Genomic DNA, 19709 nt, shown 5'->3' on the forward strand with positions numbered 1-19709 from the left:
AAAGCGGAAATAGTCCGTGCGGTCAATCATTTCGAGGGTTGGGCAGCGCGATTTGCGAAAGCGAACTGTCTGGTTACTAAAAGCCCTTGCCGCATTCCGACTTGTGGGGTAGGCCGGTAGCCCTTCAGGGAGGAATTCTCATGGATGTTGGAAACGGCTTTCTTCATCCGGACCGGCTCTTTCCGGCCGATCCGACAACACGAACGATCGCGCGGGACCTTTACGAGACGGTTCGCACGTTACCGATCGTAAGCCCGCACGGGCATACGGAACCGTCGTGGTTTGCCGAAGACAAGCCATTCGAGGATGCGTCTTCGCTCCTTGTCATCCCAGATCATTATCTCTTCCGCATGTTGCATAGCGTCGGCGTCAAGCTTGACGATCTCGGCGTACCGCGCCTCGACGGCAAGCCGGTCGCCAAGGGCCGCGACATCTGGCGCGCTTTCGCCACGCAGTACCATCTCTTCCGCGGGACGCCCTCCAGCCTGTGGGTCGATCACGCAATGTCGGCCGTCCTCGGCTGTGAGGAACCGCTGACGCCTGAAAATGCGGATGCGCTCTACGACCATATCAATGCGCAGCTGGCGCTTCCCGCGTTTCGCCCGCGCGCCCTGCACAAACGTTTCGGTATCGAGACGATCGCCACGACCGAAGGCGCGCTTGACCCGCTGGTGCATCACCAGAAGATGGCGGAAGACGGCTGGATCGGCCGCGTCCGCACCACCTACCGGCCGGATAGTGTCACCGACCCGGATGCCGTCGGCTTCCGCGAAAATCTCGTTCGGCTTGGTGAACTGACCGATTGCGACGTGACGAAGTGGGATGGGCTGATCGATGCCCATCGCAAGCGCCGCGCCTATTTCCGCAAATACGGCGCGACCGCTACCGACCATGGCGTGCCGTCGGCCTTCACGGCGGACCTGCCGCTTGCCGACAAGCAACGCCTGCTCGACAAGGCGCATAAGGGTACGCTGAGCGCCGAGGACGCTGAGCTTTTCCGGGGACAGATGCTGACCGAGATGGCCGGACTTTCGGCCGAAGACGGCATGACGATGCAGATCCATGCCGGCTCGCGCCGCAACACCGATCGTGAACTGTTCCAGACCCGTGGTCCGAACATGGGGGCGGACATCCCAACGCCGACCGATTGGGTCGGCGGTCTCTCTGCCATGCTCGCAAAGTACGGCCATGCGCCGGGTCTTCGCGTCCTCCTATTCACCCTCGACGAGACAACCTATGCCCGCGAGCTGGCGCCGATGGCCGGCCATTGGCCGTGCCTGATGATCGGCCCGCCCTGGTGGTTCCACGACAGCCCGAACGGCATTCGCCGCTATCTCGATCAGGTGGTGGAAACGGCCGGTTTCGCCAATCTGGCAGGCTTTAACGACGATACGCGTGCTCTTCTGTCGATCCCGGCTCGCCATGATGTCTGGCGCCGCGAGGTTTGCCGCTTCTTGGCGCAGTTCGTGACGGAACACCGAATGTCCCGCAAGGAAGCCGAGATTGTCGCCGGCGAACTCTCCTACGGAAACGCGAAGAAGGCATACAAGCTGTGATCGAACGTCTGACGAGCCTTTCCGGCCTCGCGCCGACAGCAAAGCTTCCCGGCTATGATCGCAAGGCGCTGAAGCCGGGTATCCTGCATCTCGGTCCGGGCGCATTCTTTCGCGCCCACTTCGCTCCGTTCACCGATGCCGCGATTGCGGTCGCCGGCGGCGACTGGGGCATCGAGGTCGCGAGCCTGCGCACGGCCGATGTCGCCGATCACCTGAACGAGCAGAACGGTCTCTATACCATGCTCGTGCGCGACACGTCGGGCACGACGGCGCATGTCGTCGGCCCGATCCTGCGCGCCCATGTCGCGACCCGCAACCCCGGCGATCTGTTCGCCAGGCTCGAGGATCCTGCCATCCGCATTGTCAGCCTGACGGTGACGGAGAAGGCTTATGGCTTCGACCCCGCCACGGGCGGGCTCGACCTGAAGCATCCCGACATTGACGCCGACCTTGCCAACCGGCATGCACCCCGCGGCGTCATCGGCTATCTCGTGGAAGGTCTTGCGCGCCGCCGCACCAAAGGTATTGCGCCGTTTACTCCACTCAGCTGCGATAATCTGCCGAGCAACGGCGCCGTGCTGAAGCGGCTCGTGCTCGAGTTTGCCGGTCGCATCGATCCGGACCTTCGACAGTGGATCGAAGTCAACGTACCCTTCCCATCGACCATGGTCGATCGCATCACGCCGGCAAGCACGGATGCCACCTATCGCGATGCCGAAAGGCTCACCGGCAGGCTGGATCTGGCGGCGATCGAGACGGAACCCTTCACGCAATGGGTGATCGAGGATCACTTCGCCAACGGCCGCCCGGAATGGGAACAGGCCGGTGCCCTGATGGTCGAGGAAGTCTCCGCTTACGAAAAGATGAAGCTGCGCATGCTGAACGGCGCGCATTCGCTGCTCGCCTATCTCGGTTATATCGCCGGCTATGAACTCATTCGCGACGTCATGGATGATACCGGTCTGGCAGCCCTTGCGCGTCGCCACATGAACGCGGCAGCCGCTACGCTCGATCCCGTTCCCGGCATCGATCTCGAAGCCTATGCCGACGAGTTGATCGCACGCTTTGCAAACAAGGCGATTGCCCACCGCACCTATCAGATCGCCATGGATGGCACGCAGAAACTGCCGCAGCGTCTTCTGGAGCCCGCGACCGAGGCTTTGGCGCATGGCGCCAAGGCTGAGACCTACGCGATCGCCGTGGCAGCCTGGATGCGCTATGCCCTTGGCGTTGACAGGAACGGTAAAAGTTACGAATTGCGCGATCCCCGCGCGGCGGAAATTGCTGCGCTGTTGGCCGACGTGCCGCGCAACGGCGGCGCGGTGTCGAAAGCGCTGTTCGGGCTGCCGGGTCTCTTCCCGGCGGCGCTGTCCGGCAATCTCGCGTGGACGGAGGATGTGGCGAACAAGCTGGAGATCCTGATCCAGGACAACAAGCTGCCGCTGTTTTGAGAAAGGCGCGGCGATGGGCGCGCTCGTCGCAGCATGGTTTTTCCGGGCAGGTTATTGGCGACTGCGCAACCGGGGTGATCGATGGGCGGCTGCCCGCGTTCAGCCCGTCATCCCTGTGCTTGTCACAGGGATCCAGCACGCCCAAGTCCTTGGGCGCGGAAGACTCTTTTCCATAAGTCATTCATCGCGCCGACGCGCGATGGCTGGGTTCCTGTGACAAGCACAGGAATGAAGGCCTAAGGGCTCAGCGCCGATCATCCTTTCACGCGCACCATCTCTGGATCGTAGAGCGGCTTCAGCGCGACCCGGCAGGGCACGCGCTCGCGCGCCACGTCAAGCTCGTAGTAGCCGGACAGTACGAAGTCTTCGCTCACACCTTCCGGGTTGCGGACATAGCCGTAGCCGATCGGCTTGCCGATCGTGTAGCCGAAGCCGCCGCTGGAGAGCCAGCCGACACGCTTGCCGTTGCGATAGATCGTCTCGCGGCCAAGCAGCACGACATCGGGATCCTCTGGCACAAAGCAGGCAAGCATCTTCTTGACGCCCGAAGTCAGTTGCCGTTCGATCACCTCTCGGCCGCGAAACGGCGTGGTCTTTCGAGTCTTCACCGCCCAGCCAAGCCCGGCTTCAACAGGTGTGTGATCCGGACCGATATCAGAGCCCCAGGCGCGATAACCCCTTTCGAGGCGGCAGCTTTCGATCGCGCGATAACCGGCATTGGTAAGCTGCAGCGGACCGCCCGCCGCCATCAGCGCGTCATAGACCGTCGTTGCGTATTCGACCGGTACATGCAACTCGTAGCCGAGTTCCCCGACATAGGTGATGCGTAAAGCCCGAACCGGGCAACCGGCAACGCCGATTGTCTTGACGCGGCCGAAGGGGAACGCGGCGTTGGAAACATCGCTCGTCGTGACCTTCTCGAGCACGGCGCGGGCATTCGGTCCCATCAGGGACAGGACGGAATAAGCGGAAGTGACATCGACGAGTTCGGCATGCATTCCATCGGGAATATTGCGTGCAATCCAGTCGAAATCATGCGTCGCGAAGCCGGTGCCGGTCACGATGTAATACTCGTCTTCAGCCACGCGGGCGCAGGTGAGATCGCACTCGATGCCGCCCTTGTCATTCAGCATCTGTGTGTAAACAAGCGAGCCAACCGGCTTTGCCACGTCGTTGGAGGCGATCCACGACAACGCCGCCTCGACATCGCGCCCTTTCAGCACGAATTTGGCGAAGGACGTCTGATCGAAGATCACGGCGGCCTCGCGCACAGCCTTGTGCTCGCGACCAACGGCTTCGAACCAGTTCTGGCGGCCGTAGGTGTAGATATCCTTCGGCTCCTCGTTGGCGAAGAGATCGGCGAACCAGTTGGGCCGCTCCCATCCGAGCTTTTCGCCGAAGCAAGCGCCCTGTGCTTTCAGCCGGTCGTAGAGCGGCGATTTGCGGCATGGCCGTCCGCTTGAATACTCTTCGAAGGGGAAGGCCAGTGTGTAGTGCTTTCCGTAAGCTTCAAGGGTGCGGGTACGCACCCAATCCGTATCGAAATGCGGGCGCCCGAAGCGGCGGATATCTACCGGCCAGAGGTCATAGGGTGGTTCGCCCTTGGCGACCCATTCGGCGAGTGCCATGCCGGCGCCGCCGCCGGAGGCGATGCCGAAGGCGTTGAAGCCGGCGCCAACGAAGAAGTTCTTCAGCTCCGGCGCTTCCCCGAGAATGAAGTTGCCGTCAGGCGTGAAGCTCTCCGGTCCGTTCAGCAGCTGCTTGACGCCGACATTTTCCAGCGCCGGGACGCGGCCGAGGGCCTGCTCCATGATCTGCTCGAAATGATCGAAGTTGCTGTCGAGCAGCGTTAAGTGGAAACCCTCGGGGATGCCATTCTTTGCCCAGGGGATCGGGTTCGGCTCGTAGCCGCCCATGACGATGCCGCCGACCTCCTCCTTGTAGTAGGTCAGCCGGTCTGGATCGCGCAGTGTCGGCAGGTTCGAGGGAACACCGAAGGATTCGGTGATGATGTACTGGTGCTCGACGGAAACCAGCGGCACATTGACGCCGAAGCGCGCCGCAAAGGCCCGCGTCCATTGCCCGGCGCAGACGACGACGCGTTCACACTCGATGCGTCCATGCTCGGTGATGACCGCGCGAATTCGGCCCTTGTCAATTTCGAGGTCGATAACCTCGGTATCCTCGAAGATCGAGACGCCGGACATGCGGGCGCCTTTGGCCAGCGCTTGGGTAATATCGGAGGGGTTGGCCTGGCCGTCAGTCGGCAGAAAGGCCGCGCCGACGAGATCGTCTATGGTCATCAACGGCCAGAGATCGAACGCCTCCTGTGGTGTCAGCAACTGCATTTCGAGTCCGAAGGATTGCGCGGTCGTCGCCTGCCGCTTGACCTCGGTCCAGCGTTCTTCGTTGCAGGCGAGGCGCAGGCCGCCATTCATCTTCCAGCCCGTCCCGAGCCCCGTTTCGGCCTCCAGTTTCTTGTAGAGATCGACGGAATAGCCGAGCAACTGGGTGATGTTGGCACTGGTGCGCAATTGGCCAACGAGCCCAGCGGCGTGGAAGGTCGTACCCGAGGTCAGCTTCCTGCGCTCGAGCAGCACCGTATCCGTCCAGCCGAGCTTGCCGAGATGATAGGCCGTCGAGCAGCCGATGATCCCGCCGCCGATGACAACCGCCTTGGCGGTCTTTGGCAATTCCTTCGTCATATTATCGATCCTGTTCGAATGCGTCGTAGGCGCGCTCGAAGCGCGCAAGATTCTCGGCCGTATAGCCGGCATAGTCGAAATCGATGGTGGAGTGGATTTCGGACACCATACTCCACAGTGTCTCGCGCAGCAGCGAGGCGCATTTCATGGCGTGATAGCGCCGCCCGAGATCCGCAGTCAGCGGCAGCTGATAGTAGGTCTCGAGCATCGATCGCTCGGTCGCCTCGGAGAACTCGCTGTTGGAGGCGAGGCCGCCCAGATCGAAAAGCGGCGTGTTGAACCCCGCGTAGTCCCAGTCGATCAGCCATAGGCGCTTGCCATCATCGAGAAAGTTGGCGGCCAGCATGTCGTTATGGCCGAAGGCGATCTCGAAGGGGCCACCCGCCGCCTCCAGCTTTTCGGCCTTCGCGAGAAAATCCGGGAAAAGCCCGCGATAGGGGCTGCTGGCGGCCTCCAGATTGGCGATGTAATCGCGGATGACGTGGAAGACCCAGAAGATCGCCGCCGCGCCGCGAAATTCACGGGCGATGTCATGGTGGCAGGCCCGTACCAGCGGGATGACTCGCGCCAATGTCTCGGAGCGTCGCAGATCATCAGGTGAAAGCGCCCTCGACTCGATGTAGTCGAGAACCAGCACGCCTGGCGCATGATAGATGACCGCCGGCGAAAGCCCGGCTGCGTGTGCAGCTTGGCTAGCGGCAAGCTCGTTCTGCCGGCTGATATGGTGAACCGGAATGTCTTCTCCCAGTCGAACCACGCGGCGAACGACGCGATCCCGCACCAGATAGTTCCGGTTGGTGATGCCGCCGGGGATCGGCACAATTTCAATCGGACCCTGCCAGATGCCAAGCGCATGAATCCGATCTTCAGGCGTCACGCTTTTCCCTTTCGTGGCCTATCCTATTGAAATCATGGCCAGAGCGGGATCGGCTGTCAAGCGCGGCTAGATTGCGGCGCCTGATGCGTCGAAGACGTGGCAGCGCGCTGGGTCAAAGGAGGCCTTCACGTTCGTTCCGCGTTCCACTTTCTGTTGTCCGTCGAGCGCGATCGTCATCTGCTGCCCATCCGCCGTCGTCGCGTAGAGCATGGTCGCACCGCCCAGGTTTTCAACGAGGTCAATGTTCACCGTCGCAAGCGTGATGCCGCTGTTCCCAAGAACCGAAAGATGCTCTGGACGGATGCCGAAGGTCACAGTCTGGCCGGCTTCTGCCTTCAGTCGCCGCGGCAGGCGAACAGAGTTGCCGCAGACGTTGATGGTCGTCTCGGCCTCTCCAACCTGCTCAACGCGCGCCTGCAGGAAGTTCATCTTCGGGCTACCGATGAAGCCTGCTACGAAGCGGTTGGTCGGATTGTTGTAGAGATCGAGCGGCGCGCCGATCTGCTCGATGCGGCCGGCGTTCAGCACGACGATCTTGTCGGCCATGGTCATGGCTTCGACCTGGTCGTGGGTGACGTAGATCATCGTATTGCCAAGGCTGCGGTGCAGGCGGGAAATCTCCACGCGCATCTGCACGCGCAATTCCGCGTCGAGGTTGGAGAGCGGTTCGTCAAACAGGAAGATGCGCGGCTCGCGCACGATCGCGCGACCGATCGCCACGCGCTGGCGCTGGCCACCGGAAAGCGCCTTCGGCTTGCGTTCCAGCAGTTTCTCGATCTGCAGGATCTCGGCAGCGCGTTTCACCTTCGGCTGGATCTCGGTCTTCTTGTAGCCGGCCGTCTCAAGCCCGAAGGCAAGGTTCTTGTAGACCGACATATGCGGATAGAGCGCATAGGACTGGAACACCATCGCGATGCCGCGCTTGGCCGGCGCCACTTCGTTCATTCGCTCGTTGTCGAGCAGAAGCGCGCCGCCGGTAATTTCCTCAAGTCCGGCTATCATGCGAAGCAGCGTGGACTTTCCGCACCCGGAGGGGCCGACGAAGACCGCGAACTCGCCGGGATCAATCTTCAGGTCGATGCCGTGGATGACGTCCAGGGCGCCGTAACGCTTCTCGACCTTCTGGAGAACGACGCTTGTTGCCATGATCTCAGGATCCTCCCTGGTCCGTTATTTCGTGTGAGCACGCCAGTCGGCGTACTTCGGGCTGTCCGATCCGATCGGCAAGACGACTTCGCTGCCGGTATCGGACGATTGATAGATGGCGGTGACGAGCTCCAGTGCACGGCGGGCATCCTGGGTCGTCACCGGCAGCGGCCCGTTGCCGCTGAGATAGGCGTGGAAGTGTTCCATCTGTGTGGTGAAGCGCGGTGCGACCGGCTGCCAGTCGCCGATGACGGCATCGATGCGCGCCTGCACGTCGTCATTCGCGGCGATGATCTTCCAAGGGTCCTTGCCCGGCGAATAAGGTTCGTGATTGCTCTCGAAGGTGACGTTCTCGAAGTGCAGCCGCAGGCGGCTGATTTGCTCTTGCGAACCAAGAGTGCAGGAGAGCGACACGAAGGCGCCATTCTGCATCAGCAGGCTTGCCGAGGCGCAGTCTTCGACCTCGATGTCGTTGACGTGGGTCGCAACACGGCCGAATACCTTTGAAACTGGGCCCATCAGGTGCAGCAGCATGTCGTGCAGATGCAGTGCGTGGGTCACGAGCACGCCGCCAAGCTCGGTCGCCCATTTGCCGCGCCACGGCACGGAATAATATTCGGGCGTCCGCAGCCAGAAGGTCTCCACCGAGCCTATGTAAGGCTTGCCGGCGATGCCGGCCTCGATGATCCGCTTCGCCTTCTCGATGCCGTCGCCGTAGCGATACTGGAAAATCGGCATCAACGTGCCTTTGGCCGCCTTTTCCGCCTCCATGATCGTGTCGACGCCCGAGAGCGAGCCAGTCAGCGGCTTTTCGCAGATGACGTGCTTGCCCGCAGCCAGCGCCGCCACCACCTGCTCAAGATGAGTGCCGGGCGGCGTGCAGATATCGACGATGTCGACGCTCCCGTCGGCCAGCACATCGGCAAACGAGGTCGTGCGCTTGGCGATGTCGAACTCGTCGCCGATCTCGCGCAGCCGCTCTTCATTCAGGTCGCAGATCGCCACGACCTTGAACTTGTCGGGATGCGGCAGGTAGCCTTCAACGATGTGGGAACGGCCGATGCCGCAGCCAACGATGGCAACATTCTTGATACTCATTGACCTAAATCCGTAACTGCATCAGCGCTTCATGCCTGTCGTGGCGATGCCTTCGATCAGCAATCGCTGGAAGAACAGGAAGAAGAAGAACACCGGCACCAGCGTCAGCGTGGACATGGCAAACAGACCGCCCCAGTCCGAGGCGCTGGTCGAGTCGACGAAGGTGCGCAGACCGAGCTGGATCGTGTAGGTGTTCATGTCGTTGAGGTAAATCAGCGGGCCGAAGAAGTCGTCCCAGGTCCAGATAAAGGAGAAGATCGCGGCGGTCGCCAGCACTGGCAGCGACAGCGGCAGCATGATCTTCCAGTAGATCCGCCAGGGGCTGCAGCCGTCCATCATGGCGGCTTCATCGAGTTCGCGTGGGATTCCGCGGAAGAACTGCACCATCAGGAAGATGAAGAAGGCATCGCTTGCCAGGAACTTCGGCACGACGAGTGGCAGGATGGTGTTGACCCAGCCGAGATTGAGGAACAGCACATACTGCGGAATGAGCGTCACGTGGTATGGGATCATCAGCGTGCCGAGCATGATCGCGAACCAGAAGTTCCGGCCAGCAAAGTGCAGGCGCGCAAAGGCATAGGCTGCCAGCGAACAGGCAACGACATTGCCGATGACGGTCAGCACCGAGATGACGAGCGAGTTCCAGAAGAAGCGACCGAAGGTGATGTCGAGCCCGGTCCAGCCGCGAAGATAAGATGAAAAGTCGATCGACGACGGAATGAGCGAGGTCGACGAGAAGATCTCGTTTTCCGGGCGGACCGAGGCCGAGACCATCCACAGCAGCGGATAGAGCATCAGCAGCGAGCCAAGGATCAGCAGCGTGTGGATCGCAACAGACGCCGGAAGGCTGCGCTTGGTGATGTCGGATGGCGGTGCCGCAACCGCGGTGGTGATCCCGTTAGTCATCGTAGTGCACCCAGTAACGCGAGGTCAGGAAGGAGAAGGCCGTGAAGATCGCGATGATCAGCACGAGGATCCAGGCGAGCGCCGAGGCGTAGCCCATGCGGAAGTTTCCGAAAGCCTCCTGATAGAGATAGAGCGTGTAGAACAGCGTCGAGTTGATCGGCCCGCCCGTCCCGCCTGAGATAATAAAAGCCGGCGTGAAGGCCTTGAAGGCGTCGATCGTCTGCACGACGGCATTGAAGAAGATGACCGGCGTCAACAGGGGCAGTGTGATCTTGTAGAACTGCCGGAACTTGGATGCGCCGTCGAGGCTGGCGGCCTCGTACATATCGGTCGGAATCTGACGCAAGCCGGCGAGGAAGATGATCATCGGCGAACCGAACTGCCAGACGCTCAGCGCCACCAGCGTATAGATGGAATAGCTCGGGTGCGAGATCCAGCTCGGGCCTTCGATCCCGAAATGGGCGAGCGCCGCATTGACCAGACCATCGCCGGCAAAGAGCTGTCGCCAGAGGACGGCGATCGCCACGCTGCCGCCGAGCAGTGACGGCAGGTAGAAGATTGCGCGGTAGAGCGGCAGGCCGCGAACGCCCTTGTTGAGCGCCATCGCGACCAGGAGTGCGAAGGTCAGCTTGAACGGCACCGACAGCACGACATAGGTCAGCGTGACCGTCATTGCCGCGGCAAATTTCGGGTCGGCGGTTGCGATGCGCACATAGTTCGCCGCTCCAACCCACTCAGCAGACCGGATCATGTCGAAATCCGTGAACGAGAGGTAGAGCGAGATGACCGCCGGTCCGAGCGTCAGCCCGAAAAAGCCGATCAGCCACGGCAGGAGAAAGAGATAGCCTGGAGCATTGGCAGTCCAGAGGCGCTTGAAACGCCCCTGGGCCGCCGCCCCATATTCACTCTTGATGGCGTCCGGGGCGGTCGTGCGCATCACATCACTCATCCGCGTCAGCCTTTGGCGAGCAGGCGGCTGATCTCATCGACCAGTTGCTTGCCACCGTCGCTCGGCGAAAGCTGGCCGAAAGCGACTTGCTCGGCGATGGTGCGCAGCACCACCTGGCCTTCGCCGGCGCCTGAGGGCGGTGGCGGCGGCAGCTTGCCTGCGAGGTCGCCGAGACCGCTGACGTAGTTGAGCGGGACCTTGCCCGTTTCGTCGAGCTTGGCGGCCACGACGTCGCGCATCGCCTTCGATTCCGGAATGCCACGTTCGACGTCGAGCGCGAGAGCAGCATCGGGATTGGTGACGAAGAAATTGACGTAGTCGACCGCCTGGTCAATCACCTTCGACTGCGAGGATACGGAGAAGAACATCGATGGCTTGCGATAGTGGCCGCCCTTCGAATCCGGCTTGATGCGCATGTAGTTGGTCAGCGCCAGCTTGTCTTTGCTGATGGCCTGGAAGCCGACGAACTGGTTGCTGTGCGCGTAATCGGCCGCAGCCTTGCCAAGGGTGAGCGGGCTGGTGTCGATCGTGTCCTTGTAGAGCGCCTGAACGTCGGGCGGTACGCAGGCGCTCGCCTCGCGGAATTTGCTCCACATGTCGAACCATTCGGAAGCCTCTTCGGCGCCGAAAGCGATCTTGGAATCGGCCGTGTAGAGTGCTTTGCCGCGCTGGCGGAGATAGTTTTCCAGTAGCGGTTCGTTGCCGCTACCGTCGGCAAAGCCGTAGAAGCCTTTGCGCTTGCCGGCCTTGGTGATTTCGGCGCCGATCTTGCCGAATTCCTCCCAGGTGGTTGCCTGTGTCGGCAGGTCGACACCGGCTTCCTGGAACGCGGTGGTATTCAAGACCGTTGATGCGGCGTTTGCGCCGAGGCTGACGCCGTAGAAGTGTCCGTCAACACTGCCGCCCTCGATCTGCGCCGGGTCGAAATCGCCAAGATTGAGCTTGGCCGGCATGTAGGATTCGAGCGGGGCGAGCGCGCCGCGCCGCGCATATTCGACGATATAGCGGTAGTCCATCTGGATGACATCGGGCGCATTGCGGCCGGCGACCTGCGTCGCCAGGCGTGGCCAATAGTCCCCCCATCCGAGAAATTCGCCGGTGATCGACGTTCCCGCATTCTTCGTCTGATAGAGCTGCGAAACCTTGTTGGTGCGGTCGGCGCGCGGCTGCGAACCCCACCACAGAAGCCGCAGGCGGGTATCTGCGGCAAATGCCTTCGATCCCAGTGCGGACAACGAAAGAAGCGTTGCTCCCCCCGCCATAAAATTACGTCTGCTTACGCGTAGTGTCATCTGTTCTCCTCCTCCCTTGGGGAACGCCTCCACACGTTCCTTGCTGGTTTCTCTTGCAACAAATAACCAATTGGTTACAAGCTATGGACAAGCTTCGAGCCTGTCAAGCGCTGATGTGATAGTGCTCTTCGCGGTTCTCGTTTTTTACAATTTGCTCACAACGTACTATGAGCGCGTTGGGGAATTAAGAAAGGTGGGTCGATGGACAGCGCCAGCGGAAATAGGGAAAAGAAGACAGCAAGGCGTCGGTCATCCGAGCGGGTCTTGCAAAGAGACCCGGAGCGGACGCGCGCGGCAATCCTCGAAGCAGCGACAAAGGAATTCGCCGAAAACGGCATGGGCGGGGCGCGCGTAGATGCGATCGCCGAGCGAGCCGGCACCAATAAGCGCATGCTCTACCACTATTTCGGCGACAAGGAGCAACTCTATCTGCGGGTGCTTGAGGAGGCCTATGTCGGCATCCGTACGGCGGAGCGCGAGCTTCACATCGGCGATCGCACGCCGCAGGAAGGGATTGGCGAACTGGCGCTGTTCACCTGGCGCTATTTCCTGAAACACCCCGAATTCCTCAGCCTGCTCGGCACCGAAAACCTTCATCGCGCGCGCTGGCTGCGCCAATCCGTTCGGCTCAAGGAACTGCATTCGCATCTAATCGGAGAACTTGCCGAGGTGCTGGAGCGCGGCAAGAAGGCTGGCGTCTTTGCTGCCAGCGCTGATCCGCTGAATGTCTACCTGACGATCGCCTCGCTCGGGTACTTCTACCTCTCCAACCAGTATACGCTTTCGACGATCTTCGGTCGTGACCTGGTCGAACCGGGCAATCTCGACGCCTGGGAACGGCACATCGTCCATGTGACGCTCGCGTCGATTTCCGCCTGATCCGCGAAATTCGCAATCGCCTATTGACAGTGGACGGCGTCTGTCATCAGGTAACTAGTTAGTTACAGCCTGATATGGTCCGCAGATTGGGGAGCCGCGACTTGTTGGGCACCAGACCAATTTTCGTTTCATGACAAATGAAGGAGGATCATAGGATGGAGAAACGTCGCTTTGCCTTGATTGGAACGGGAAACCGCGGCACCACCATGTGGGGCAAGGAACTGCTTGCCGGCTGGCGCGAGCATGTGGATCTCGTCGCGATCGTCGACACCAATTCGCTGCGTGCCGAGCGGGCCCGCACGATGATCGGCAGCAATGCGCCGATCTATGAGAACATCGACGCCATGCTCGCCGAACAGCAGGTCGACCTCGTGATCGTCTGCACGCCCGACTATACGCATGACGATATCGTCGTCCGTGCGCTGGAAGCCGGCATCGACGTCATCACAGAAAAACCGATGACCACCGCTGTCGACAAGATCCGCCGTATCCTCGATGCCGAAAAGCGCACAGGCAAGCGCGTCGACGTCTCCTTCAACTATCGCTATGCGCCGACAGCCGCCAAGATCAAGGAACTGCTGAACGCCGGCGAGATCGGCCGCGTGACCTCGGTCGACTTCCACTGGTATCTCGACACCAAGCATGGCGCAGACTATTTCCGTCGCTGGCACGCCTATACGGAAAATTCCGGCAGCCTTTTCGTCCACAAGGCGACGCACCACTTCGATCTCTTGAATTGGTACCTGGACAGCGACCCGGATGCAGTCACGTCTTTTGCCGATTTGCAGAATTATGGCCGCAAGGGGCCGTTCCGCGGCCCGCGCTGCAAGCTCTGTCCGCATACCGGCGAGTGCGACTACTATCTCGATCTCGAGGCCGATCCCTTCCTCGATTCTCTGTACGAGGATCCGTCGAAGATCGACGGCTACTTCCGCGACGGCTGCGTCTATCGCGAGGATATCGACATCCCCGACACGATGGTCGTCAGCATCCGCTACAAGAACAATGTCCACGTCTCCTATTCACTGAACACCTTCCAGCCGATCGAAGGCCATCACATCGCTTTCAACGGCACGCAAGGGCGCATTGAGTTGAGGCAATACGAGAAGCAGCCGTGGGAAACACCCGATGAGGACACCATCCTGCTCGTGCGCAACTTTCCGAAGGGCAAGGATGCCGTCGAGCGAATCGTCGTGCCGCACTCTCCTGGCGGCCATTACGGCGGCGACGACCGGATGCGCAACATGATCTTCAAGCAGGGCATGGACGACAAGCTCGGTCAGCGCGCCGGGACGCGCGCCGGCGCCATGTCGGTGCTCTGCGGCATTGCCGCTCTGAGCAGCTCGCGCACCGGCAAGGTCGTAAAGATCTCCGACCTGATGCCGGACATAGTCGCGGCCGGTGTGCCGGGCAATCTGAAAGCTGGCTAAGCAATCAGTGCCAGATCACGGCGCTGGATCTGATAGCGGAGCGGTTCGCCTTTGACGAACCGCTCTATTTCATCAGCGGCCATGTCACCGAGGCGTCCGCGTTCCAGCCCCACGGCGCCGGCGATGTGTGGCGTCAAGAAGACATTCGGCAGGTCATAGAAGCCGGATGCCTTCTCCGGTATCTCAGGATCGGTCACGTCGATGATGGCGTCGATCCGGCCGGTGTGAAGCGTCGCCAGCAGTGCGGCTTCATCGATCAAGGCGCCGCGCGCCGTGTTGATCAGCGTGGCGCCGTCTTTCATCAGCGACAGTTCTCGGCTTCCGATCATATGACGCGTCGATGGCAGCGAGGGTGCGTGCAGGGAGACGATGTCGGACTGCTGCAGGAGCGTCGGCAGATCCACCTTCTCGGTTCCGAGGCTTTTTGCCTCGGTGGCATCGAGGGTCGGGTCGAAGAGAAGCGCGCGGTACTCGAATGGTCGCAGCAGCTCGATAACCCTTCGACCGATGCGGGAGGCGCCGACAATGCCGACCGTGCGACGATAGTTGCCGATTGCCAACCGTTGCATCGCATGCGTCCGGTCGCGATTGCGTTCAGTGACGTAGAGGTCGCGGAAGCGAAACACGTGCTTGCCGGCAAAGATGATCGCCGCAAGCGTAAACTCCGCGACGGGGATGGAATTTGCTTCCGCGGCGTGCGTCACGGCTATACCGGCATCGAAGACCTGCTCGTCGACAATCCCCTTCACAGTTCCGGCCGCATGCGCGATCAGCCGCAGCCGTGGAGCAGCCGCAAGCACCTCGCGCCCGACGTAAGGGGACCCCCAACCCGTGATAAGAATCTCGGTCTCTGCGAGAACGCGCCGGGCGCGATCATCATCAAAGCGCTGCAGGGGTTGGGTATCAAGCAGGTCGCCAAGCTCGCTGAGCCGGCGCAGTGTCGCAGCGGGCAGGACATGCTCCGTCCGCGAAGGCTGCATCGCAAGCGCGATGGAGGGGTGCTTCATGGCATCTGCCCCGGCGCCTCGATGGCACTGACCCTGATGCCCTCTTTCGCGACAAGCGCTTCGAGTTCGGCAATATCAGGGACCTTCGGTGGGGTGGTCCAGGCACCGGTCACGGTACCTGTGTCGTTTGCGGCAAGAACGGCTGTCATCAGGATCGTCCGGCCAGCCGGTACTTCTCCGCGCAACTGCGGCACCAGCGTCTTGGCGACGATCAAGTTGGTATTCGGAGGCGCCTTCTGCGTCAGGCCCGTGCGTGGCACCTCAGAACCGATGTCGAGAATGCCGCTGAAATCCTCTTCGCCGATCGCGTAGGCGCTCGAGCCCTCCGCGACCAGCGTATCGAGCTCGAAATCGCGGCGCGCGATCGCAAAGCCTCCTTCCGCCGTCTGCAGCGGCCGTGGCGTGTTGATGCGGTGAACGCGGATGTGCCAGGGCGCTGCCGGCACCAGCCAGGTTTCGACCTCCACGTCCCGGAATGGTGACCACTTTGAGTAGAGAACGTTGCCCGCAAGCTTGGCTTCCTGATTGTTCTCCCGAACCCGGTAGTGCAAGCCGTCATCGCTGAAGGCGAGGGTCGAATCGAGGGCCGCGCCAGCGAAGTTGCGCTCGTCGGATTCCACACTGAAGCCGTAGCGGCTGGAATAGGCGAATTTCGCGTATTTCTCCGTGCCGAACCGCATCTGCAGGTTCTCCTGGCCGGAGGAGAGCGCCACCACGTCGCCGGCATTGCGCATCATCACCATGCCGGGATGGCGTTGCGGCAGGACACTCGCCGTCTGCTGAGGCGGCGTTTCCTCGATCGTCCAGAAGGGATGATCTTCTGCGAGGGCAAGCGGCAGAAACGCCTTGAAGGCCCAGTAGGGCGAACCGGCGGAATTGTAGTTCTCCGACATCAGCAGGTTGGGATAACCGAAACCGATCGACAGAATGCCGTTACGGTTCGTCATTGGCTTGTCCTTCCACCAGCGCAGATGCTGAAGGCACAGGCTCTTGATCTCGCCCCAAGGCAGCGCTTCAAGATCGGCAAAGGCAAGGGCTGACCAGAAGCCTGCACACGCGAAACGGTAGGTCAGGCTGCGGCCGAACGGAATCGTCGCCCCATCCGATCCGAACCAGTGCTTGAAGTCGTTTGCGAAGAGGAGAGCGCGCTCGCGATAGCGCTTTGCGTAATCGTCATCGATGAGCTTGGAATAGATCAGGCCGTAGAAATGCATGGCGAACGGGATGTAGTGGTCGATGCGGCGCACATTGCCGTCACGGTACCATCCGTCGCCGATGTAGAAGCCCTCCAGCTCCTCGAGATATTGCTTGGTCAAGGTGCGGTCGAAATTGGCGCCCACGCGGTCGAGTGCGATGTCGACGAAAATGCGAAAGAATTTCCAGTTGTTGTCGGCATAATCGAACTGCCGCGCGTGCTTGAGGTAGGCGACGACGTTGTCGCGTGCCCGGCCGCCAAGCGGCTCCCAGACCTTCTCCGGCACGAGCGCCAAGGCAAAACCCAGCGCCGCAAGCTCGACCATGCGCTGGTCGCGGCCGTTGACGGTTCCCCAATATTCGGGGTGTTTCGGGTCGGTGCCATTGGCGATACCTTCGGTAAAGCGATGCCACTCCGTAAATTCGCCGCCGCCGGCTCCTAGCGGCGCCAATCCCCAGAGCGGTCGCGCAAAGCCTTCGAGATCCGCTGCAGCGCGGTCGAAATGCGCAGCCGCTCCGTCGAGCCGCACGCGCGCATTGCCTGCCGAGAAATAGGACAGCAGCGGATCGAAGAGGTCGCGAAGTGCGCGCGACATATCTTCGCGCGTTTTCAGCGGGTTGTTGGCGAGCGGATTTGCACTGGCAGGGTCATAGGTCATCGGCATTGCTCTTTGAGGAGTGCGGGACGGTGCCGCCGGCAATCGGCACGACGGCATGGCAAATCTGGCGGGCGGGGGCGGTGCGGTCCTTGAAGCGCGCAACCATGAGACCGGCCGCCTCCCTGCCTAGCGTCACGCGATCCACACGCATGGTCGACAGCGGCGGGTTGGTCATCAGCGCGCAGGGAAGGTCGTCGAAGCCGACAATGGCGAAGTCATCAGGCACGCGTAGCCCGGCCTCGGTTACGGCCTCGAGAACGCCGACGGCGATGAAGTCGTTCATGCAGAAGGCGGCGGTGAAACCAGCATTCTCGCCGAGCACGGCGGCCGTCAGTTCATGCGCCTCATGGCTGGCGCTCCCCTGGAAGGTCATCGACACGAGACGCCCTTCGGCGCCTTCGACCTCGGCGATCGCAGCCTTGAAACCCCGCACGCGTTCGCGAATGGTGTGACGATGCGAGCCGGTCAGATGTAGGATCCGGCGGTGGCCGGCGTTCAGCAGGCGCGCCGTCGCTTCATATGCGCCGAAGAAATTCGATGGTGAAACGCCATCGAGCCGCAGCCGCGGATCGGTGCCGTTGACAAGCACTGTCGGAATTGCCGCGTCCTCCAACCAGGCGCGCAACTCGGCGCTCGGATCGATCCCGACCAGGAACAGCCCACCGGCGCTTGCCGTCCGCATGTATTCGTGAACGACATCGGGCGTCGCCCGGTTCTCGCGGATCAGCCGCACCTCGAAGGGTATGCCGGCGTCAAGTGCGCCGGCGCGCAATCCCTCGACGATCCCTTCGTAAAAGACGCTCAGCCCGCCGGTTACGCCGTCGCTTGCAATCAGCGCCAGGCCGCCGCGCAGCGGCCCGGTCACGGCGCGGGCCGAATAGCCGTTTTCGGCCGCCACTTTGAGAATATGCTGGCGCACGCTCTCGCTGATGCCGGGCTCGTTGGCGAGCACGCGGGACACGGTGGATACGGACACGCCCGCCATTGCGGCGATATCGGCCTGCCTCAGTCGCTTGGTCTTGATCTCGTTCATGACAACGAAATTATGCAAATAATGCAAATTTGCAAGAAAAAGATAATTTGTTGCATAGGAGATTTTTTTGCGTAATCTACGCTGCATGGCCCGTTCAGCTGTTGGAGGATGGCGGGGCGATGAAAGAGGAGGATGAAACATGCAGGTCAATCGCCGTTCATTTCTGATGGGCTCGGCAGGTGTCGCTGCCGGGCTGGCCTTCGGGGCCGGAAGCGCAATTCCGGCCTTTGCGGACGACGCCAAATTGCGTGCCATGTGGTGGGGATCGAACGATCGTGCCAAGCGCACGCTCGATGTCGCCAAGCTCTACGAAAGCAAGAATCCCGGCGTCTCGATCGTCGGCGAATCGCTGAGCGGCGACGGCTACTGGACGAAGCTCTCCACGCAGATGGCCGGCCGCGCCATCGCCGACGTCTTCCAGCTAGAGCCGGGAACAATCTCGGACTATTCCAAGCGCGGCGCATGCCTGCCGCTGGACGAATTCGTCCCCTCGACATTGAAAGTCGATTCCTTCGGCAAGGATATACTGAAGCTGACGACGGTGGACGACAAGCTCTACGGCATCGGTCTCGGTCTCAACTCCTTCGCACTGTTCTTTGACCAGACAGCCTTTGAAAAGGCAGGCATTCCGGTGCCGACGGCGGATCTGACCTGGGATGAGTACGCCAAGCTCGCGGTCGAACTCACGAAAGCCGGCGGCAAGGATAACTACTGGGGCGGCCCTTATGGCGCGCGCTACGCCTACGTCTTCGATGCTTGGCTGCGCCAGCGCGGCAAGAGCCTCTATGCCGACGGCAAGCTCGGCTTCAATGTTGATGACGCAACGGCCTGGTTCACCTATTGGGAAGATCTACGCAAGAAGGGTGGCACGGTTGCGGCCGACGTGCAGACGCTCGATCAGAATACGATCGACACCAACTGCCTGGCGCTCGGCAAGTCGGCGATGGGTATGGCCTATTCCAACCAGCTTGTCGGCTATCAGCTGATTTCCAAGAACAAGCTCGCGATCACGCTCCTGCCGCGTGAAAAGAAGGGTGGTCCGTCCGGCCACTACTATCGCCCGGCGTTGATCTGGAGCGTTGGCGGAACCACGAAGAACGGCGAGGCTGCGGCCAAGTTCATCGATTTCTTCGTCAATGATGTCGAGGCTGGCAAGATCCTTGGCGTGGAGCGTGGCGTGCCCCTATCGCCTTCCGTGCGCGAGGCGATCCTGCCCAACCTTAATCCGACCGAGCAGGCCACCGTGAAGTATATCAACCTGCTGAAAGATCAGGTCGGCGAATATCCGGCGCCTGCGCCGCTCGGTTCGACCCAATTCGATCAACGCGTCTTCCGCCCGATCGCCGACGAGCTCGCGTTCGAGCGGACGAAACCTGCCGAAGCGGCGGCACGCCTCCTGGAAGAAGGTAAGGCGACGATCAAGGGCTGATCGCACGCCACATCGGCTAAGCTTTGGATCGCGGCGGCCATTGGTCTGCCGCGTTTTTCTGTGTCTCCAAATGCTTTGATGACAATCGTATGATTTTT

General features: G+C 61.3%; 15 protein-coding genes. 5 read left to right on the top strand and 10 right to left on the bottom strand.

What is annotated here, in order from left to right; all coding sequences use genetic code 11:
• Positions 1-140: 140 nt before the first annotated feature.
• Both uxaC and FHX09_RS02645 read left to right on the top strand, forming a co-directional pair.
• On the top strand, positions 141-1556 hold the full coding sequence (gene uxaC, locus FHX09_RS02640) for a glucuronate isomerase (RefSeq protein WP_184449270.1): 1416 nt from the start codon (positions 141-143) through the stop codon (positions 1554-1556).
• Positions 1553-3007, top strand: coding sequence for a mannitol dehydrogenase family protein (locus tag FHX09_RS02645; RefSeq protein WP_132589320.1), 1455 nt, complete (start codon positions 1553-1555; stop codon positions 3005-3007). The genes uxaC and FHX09_RS02645 overlap by 4 nt, the downstream gene beginning before the upstream one ends.
• Before the next feature lie 254 nt (positions 3008-3261).
• Here FHX09_RS02645 and FHX09_RS02650 read toward each other — a convergent pair whose 3' ends face one another.
• The 7 genes from FHX09_RS02650 to FHX09_RS02680 all read right to left on the bottom strand — a co-directional run bounded on the left by FHX09_RS02650 (position 3262) and on the right by FHX09_RS02680 (position 11980).
• Positions 3262-5712: an FAD-dependent oxidoreductase gene (locus tag FHX09_RS02650; protein WP_184449272.1), complete on the bottom strand. Its 2451-nt coding sequence runs from the start codon at positions 5710-5712 to the stop codon at positions 3262-3264.
• Position 5713: 1 nt separating this feature from the next.
• Positions 5714-6589: a phosphotransferase gene (locus FHX09_RS02655; RefSeq protein WP_132589324.1), complete on the bottom strand. Its 876-nt coding sequence runs from the start codon at positions 6587-6589 to the stop codon at positions 5714-5716.
• A 66-nt stretch (positions 6590-6655) separates the two neighbouring features.
• Positions 6656-7735: a sn-glycerol-3-phosphate ABC transporter ATP-binding protein UgpC gene (gene ugpC / locus FHX09_RS02660; RefSeq protein ID WP_132589326.1), complete on the bottom strand. Its 1080-nt coding sequence runs from the start codon at positions 7733-7735 to the stop codon at positions 6656-6658.
• Positions 7736-7759: 24 nt separating this feature from the next.
• A complete protein-coding gene (locus tag FHX09_RS02665) occupies positions 7760-8833 on the bottom strand; it encodes a Gfo/Idh/MocA family oxidoreductase (RefSeq protein WP_132589328.1) in 1074 nt (357 codons plus the stop codon).
• Positions 8834-8854: 21 nt separating this feature from the next.
• Positions 8855-9739, bottom strand: a complete 885-nt coding sequence (locus FHX09_RS02670) for a carbohydrate ABC transporter permease (protein ID WP_132589330.1) — start codon at positions 9737-9739, stop codon at positions 8855-8857.
• On the bottom strand, positions 9732-10688 hold the full coding sequence (locus FHX09_RS02675; protein WP_007798261.1) for a sugar ABC transporter permease: 957 nt from the start codon (positions 10686-10688) through the stop codon (positions 9732-9734). The genes FHX09_RS02670 and FHX09_RS02675 overlap by 8 nt, the downstream gene beginning before the upstream one ends.
• A gap of 5 nt (positions 10689-10693) precedes the next feature.
• Positions 10694-11980: an ABC transporter substrate-binding protein gene (locus FHX09_RS02680; RefSeq protein WP_007798265.1), complete on the bottom strand. Its 1287-nt coding sequence runs from the start codon at positions 11978-11980 to the stop codon at positions 10694-10696.
• Between the two features lie 201 nt (positions 11981-12181).
• Between FHX09_RS02680 and FHX09_RS02685 the strand changes: the two genes are divergently transcribed.
• Both FHX09_RS02685 and FHX09_RS02690 read left to right on the top strand, forming a co-directional pair.
• A complete protein-coding gene (locus FHX09_RS02685) occupies positions 12182-12859 on the top strand; it encodes a TetR/AcrR family transcriptional regulator (protein WP_132589332.1) in 678 nt (225 codons plus the stop codon).
• A 155-nt stretch (positions 12860-13014) separates the two neighbouring features.
• Entirely contained in the window at positions 13015-14289 is a 1275-nt protein-coding gene (locus FHX09_RS02690) for a Gfo/Idh/MocA family oxidoreductase (RefSeq protein WP_007798271.1), read from the top strand.
• Here FHX09_RS02690 and FHX09_RS02695 read toward each other — a convergent pair.
• The 3 genes from FHX09_RS02695 to FHX09_RS02705 are packed head-to-tail and all read right to left on the bottom strand — an operon-like array spanning position 14286 to position 18182.
• On the bottom strand, positions 14286-15296 hold the full coding sequence (locus FHX09_RS02695) for a hydroxyacid dehydrogenase (RefSeq protein ID WP_132589334.1): 1011 nt from the start codon (positions 15294-15296) through the stop codon (positions 14286-14288). The genes FHX09_RS02690 and FHX09_RS02695 overlap by 4 nt on opposite strands.
• On the bottom strand, positions 15293-17149 hold the full coding sequence (locus tag FHX09_RS02700) for a DUF2264 domain-containing protein (protein ID WP_132589336.1): 1857 nt from the start codon (positions 17147-17149) through the stop codon (positions 15293-15295). The genes FHX09_RS02695 and FHX09_RS02700 overlap by 4 nt, the downstream gene beginning before the upstream one ends.
• Entirely contained in the window at positions 17139-18182 is a 1044-nt protein-coding gene (locus FHX09_RS02705) for a LacI family DNA-binding transcriptional regulator (protein ID WP_132589338.1), read from the bottom strand. The genes FHX09_RS02700 and FHX09_RS02705 overlap by 11 nt, the downstream gene beginning before the upstream one ends.
• A gap of 139 nt (positions 18183-18321) precedes the next feature.
• Between FHX09_RS02705 and FHX09_RS02710 the strand changes: the two genes are divergently transcribed.
• Positions 18322-19611 (top strand): ABC transporter substrate-binding protein, encoded by a 1290-nt coding sequence (locus FHX09_RS02710; RefSeq protein WP_132589340.1) that lies wholly within the window; start codon positions 18322-18324, stop codon positions 19609-19611.
• Positions 19612-19709 lie beyond the last annotated feature (98 nt).

Source organism: Rhizobium sp. BK538 (genome assembly GCF_014197575.1).
Taxonomy (GTDB): Bacteria; Pseudomonadota; Alphaproteobacteria; order Rhizobiales; family Rhizobiaceae; genus Rhizobium.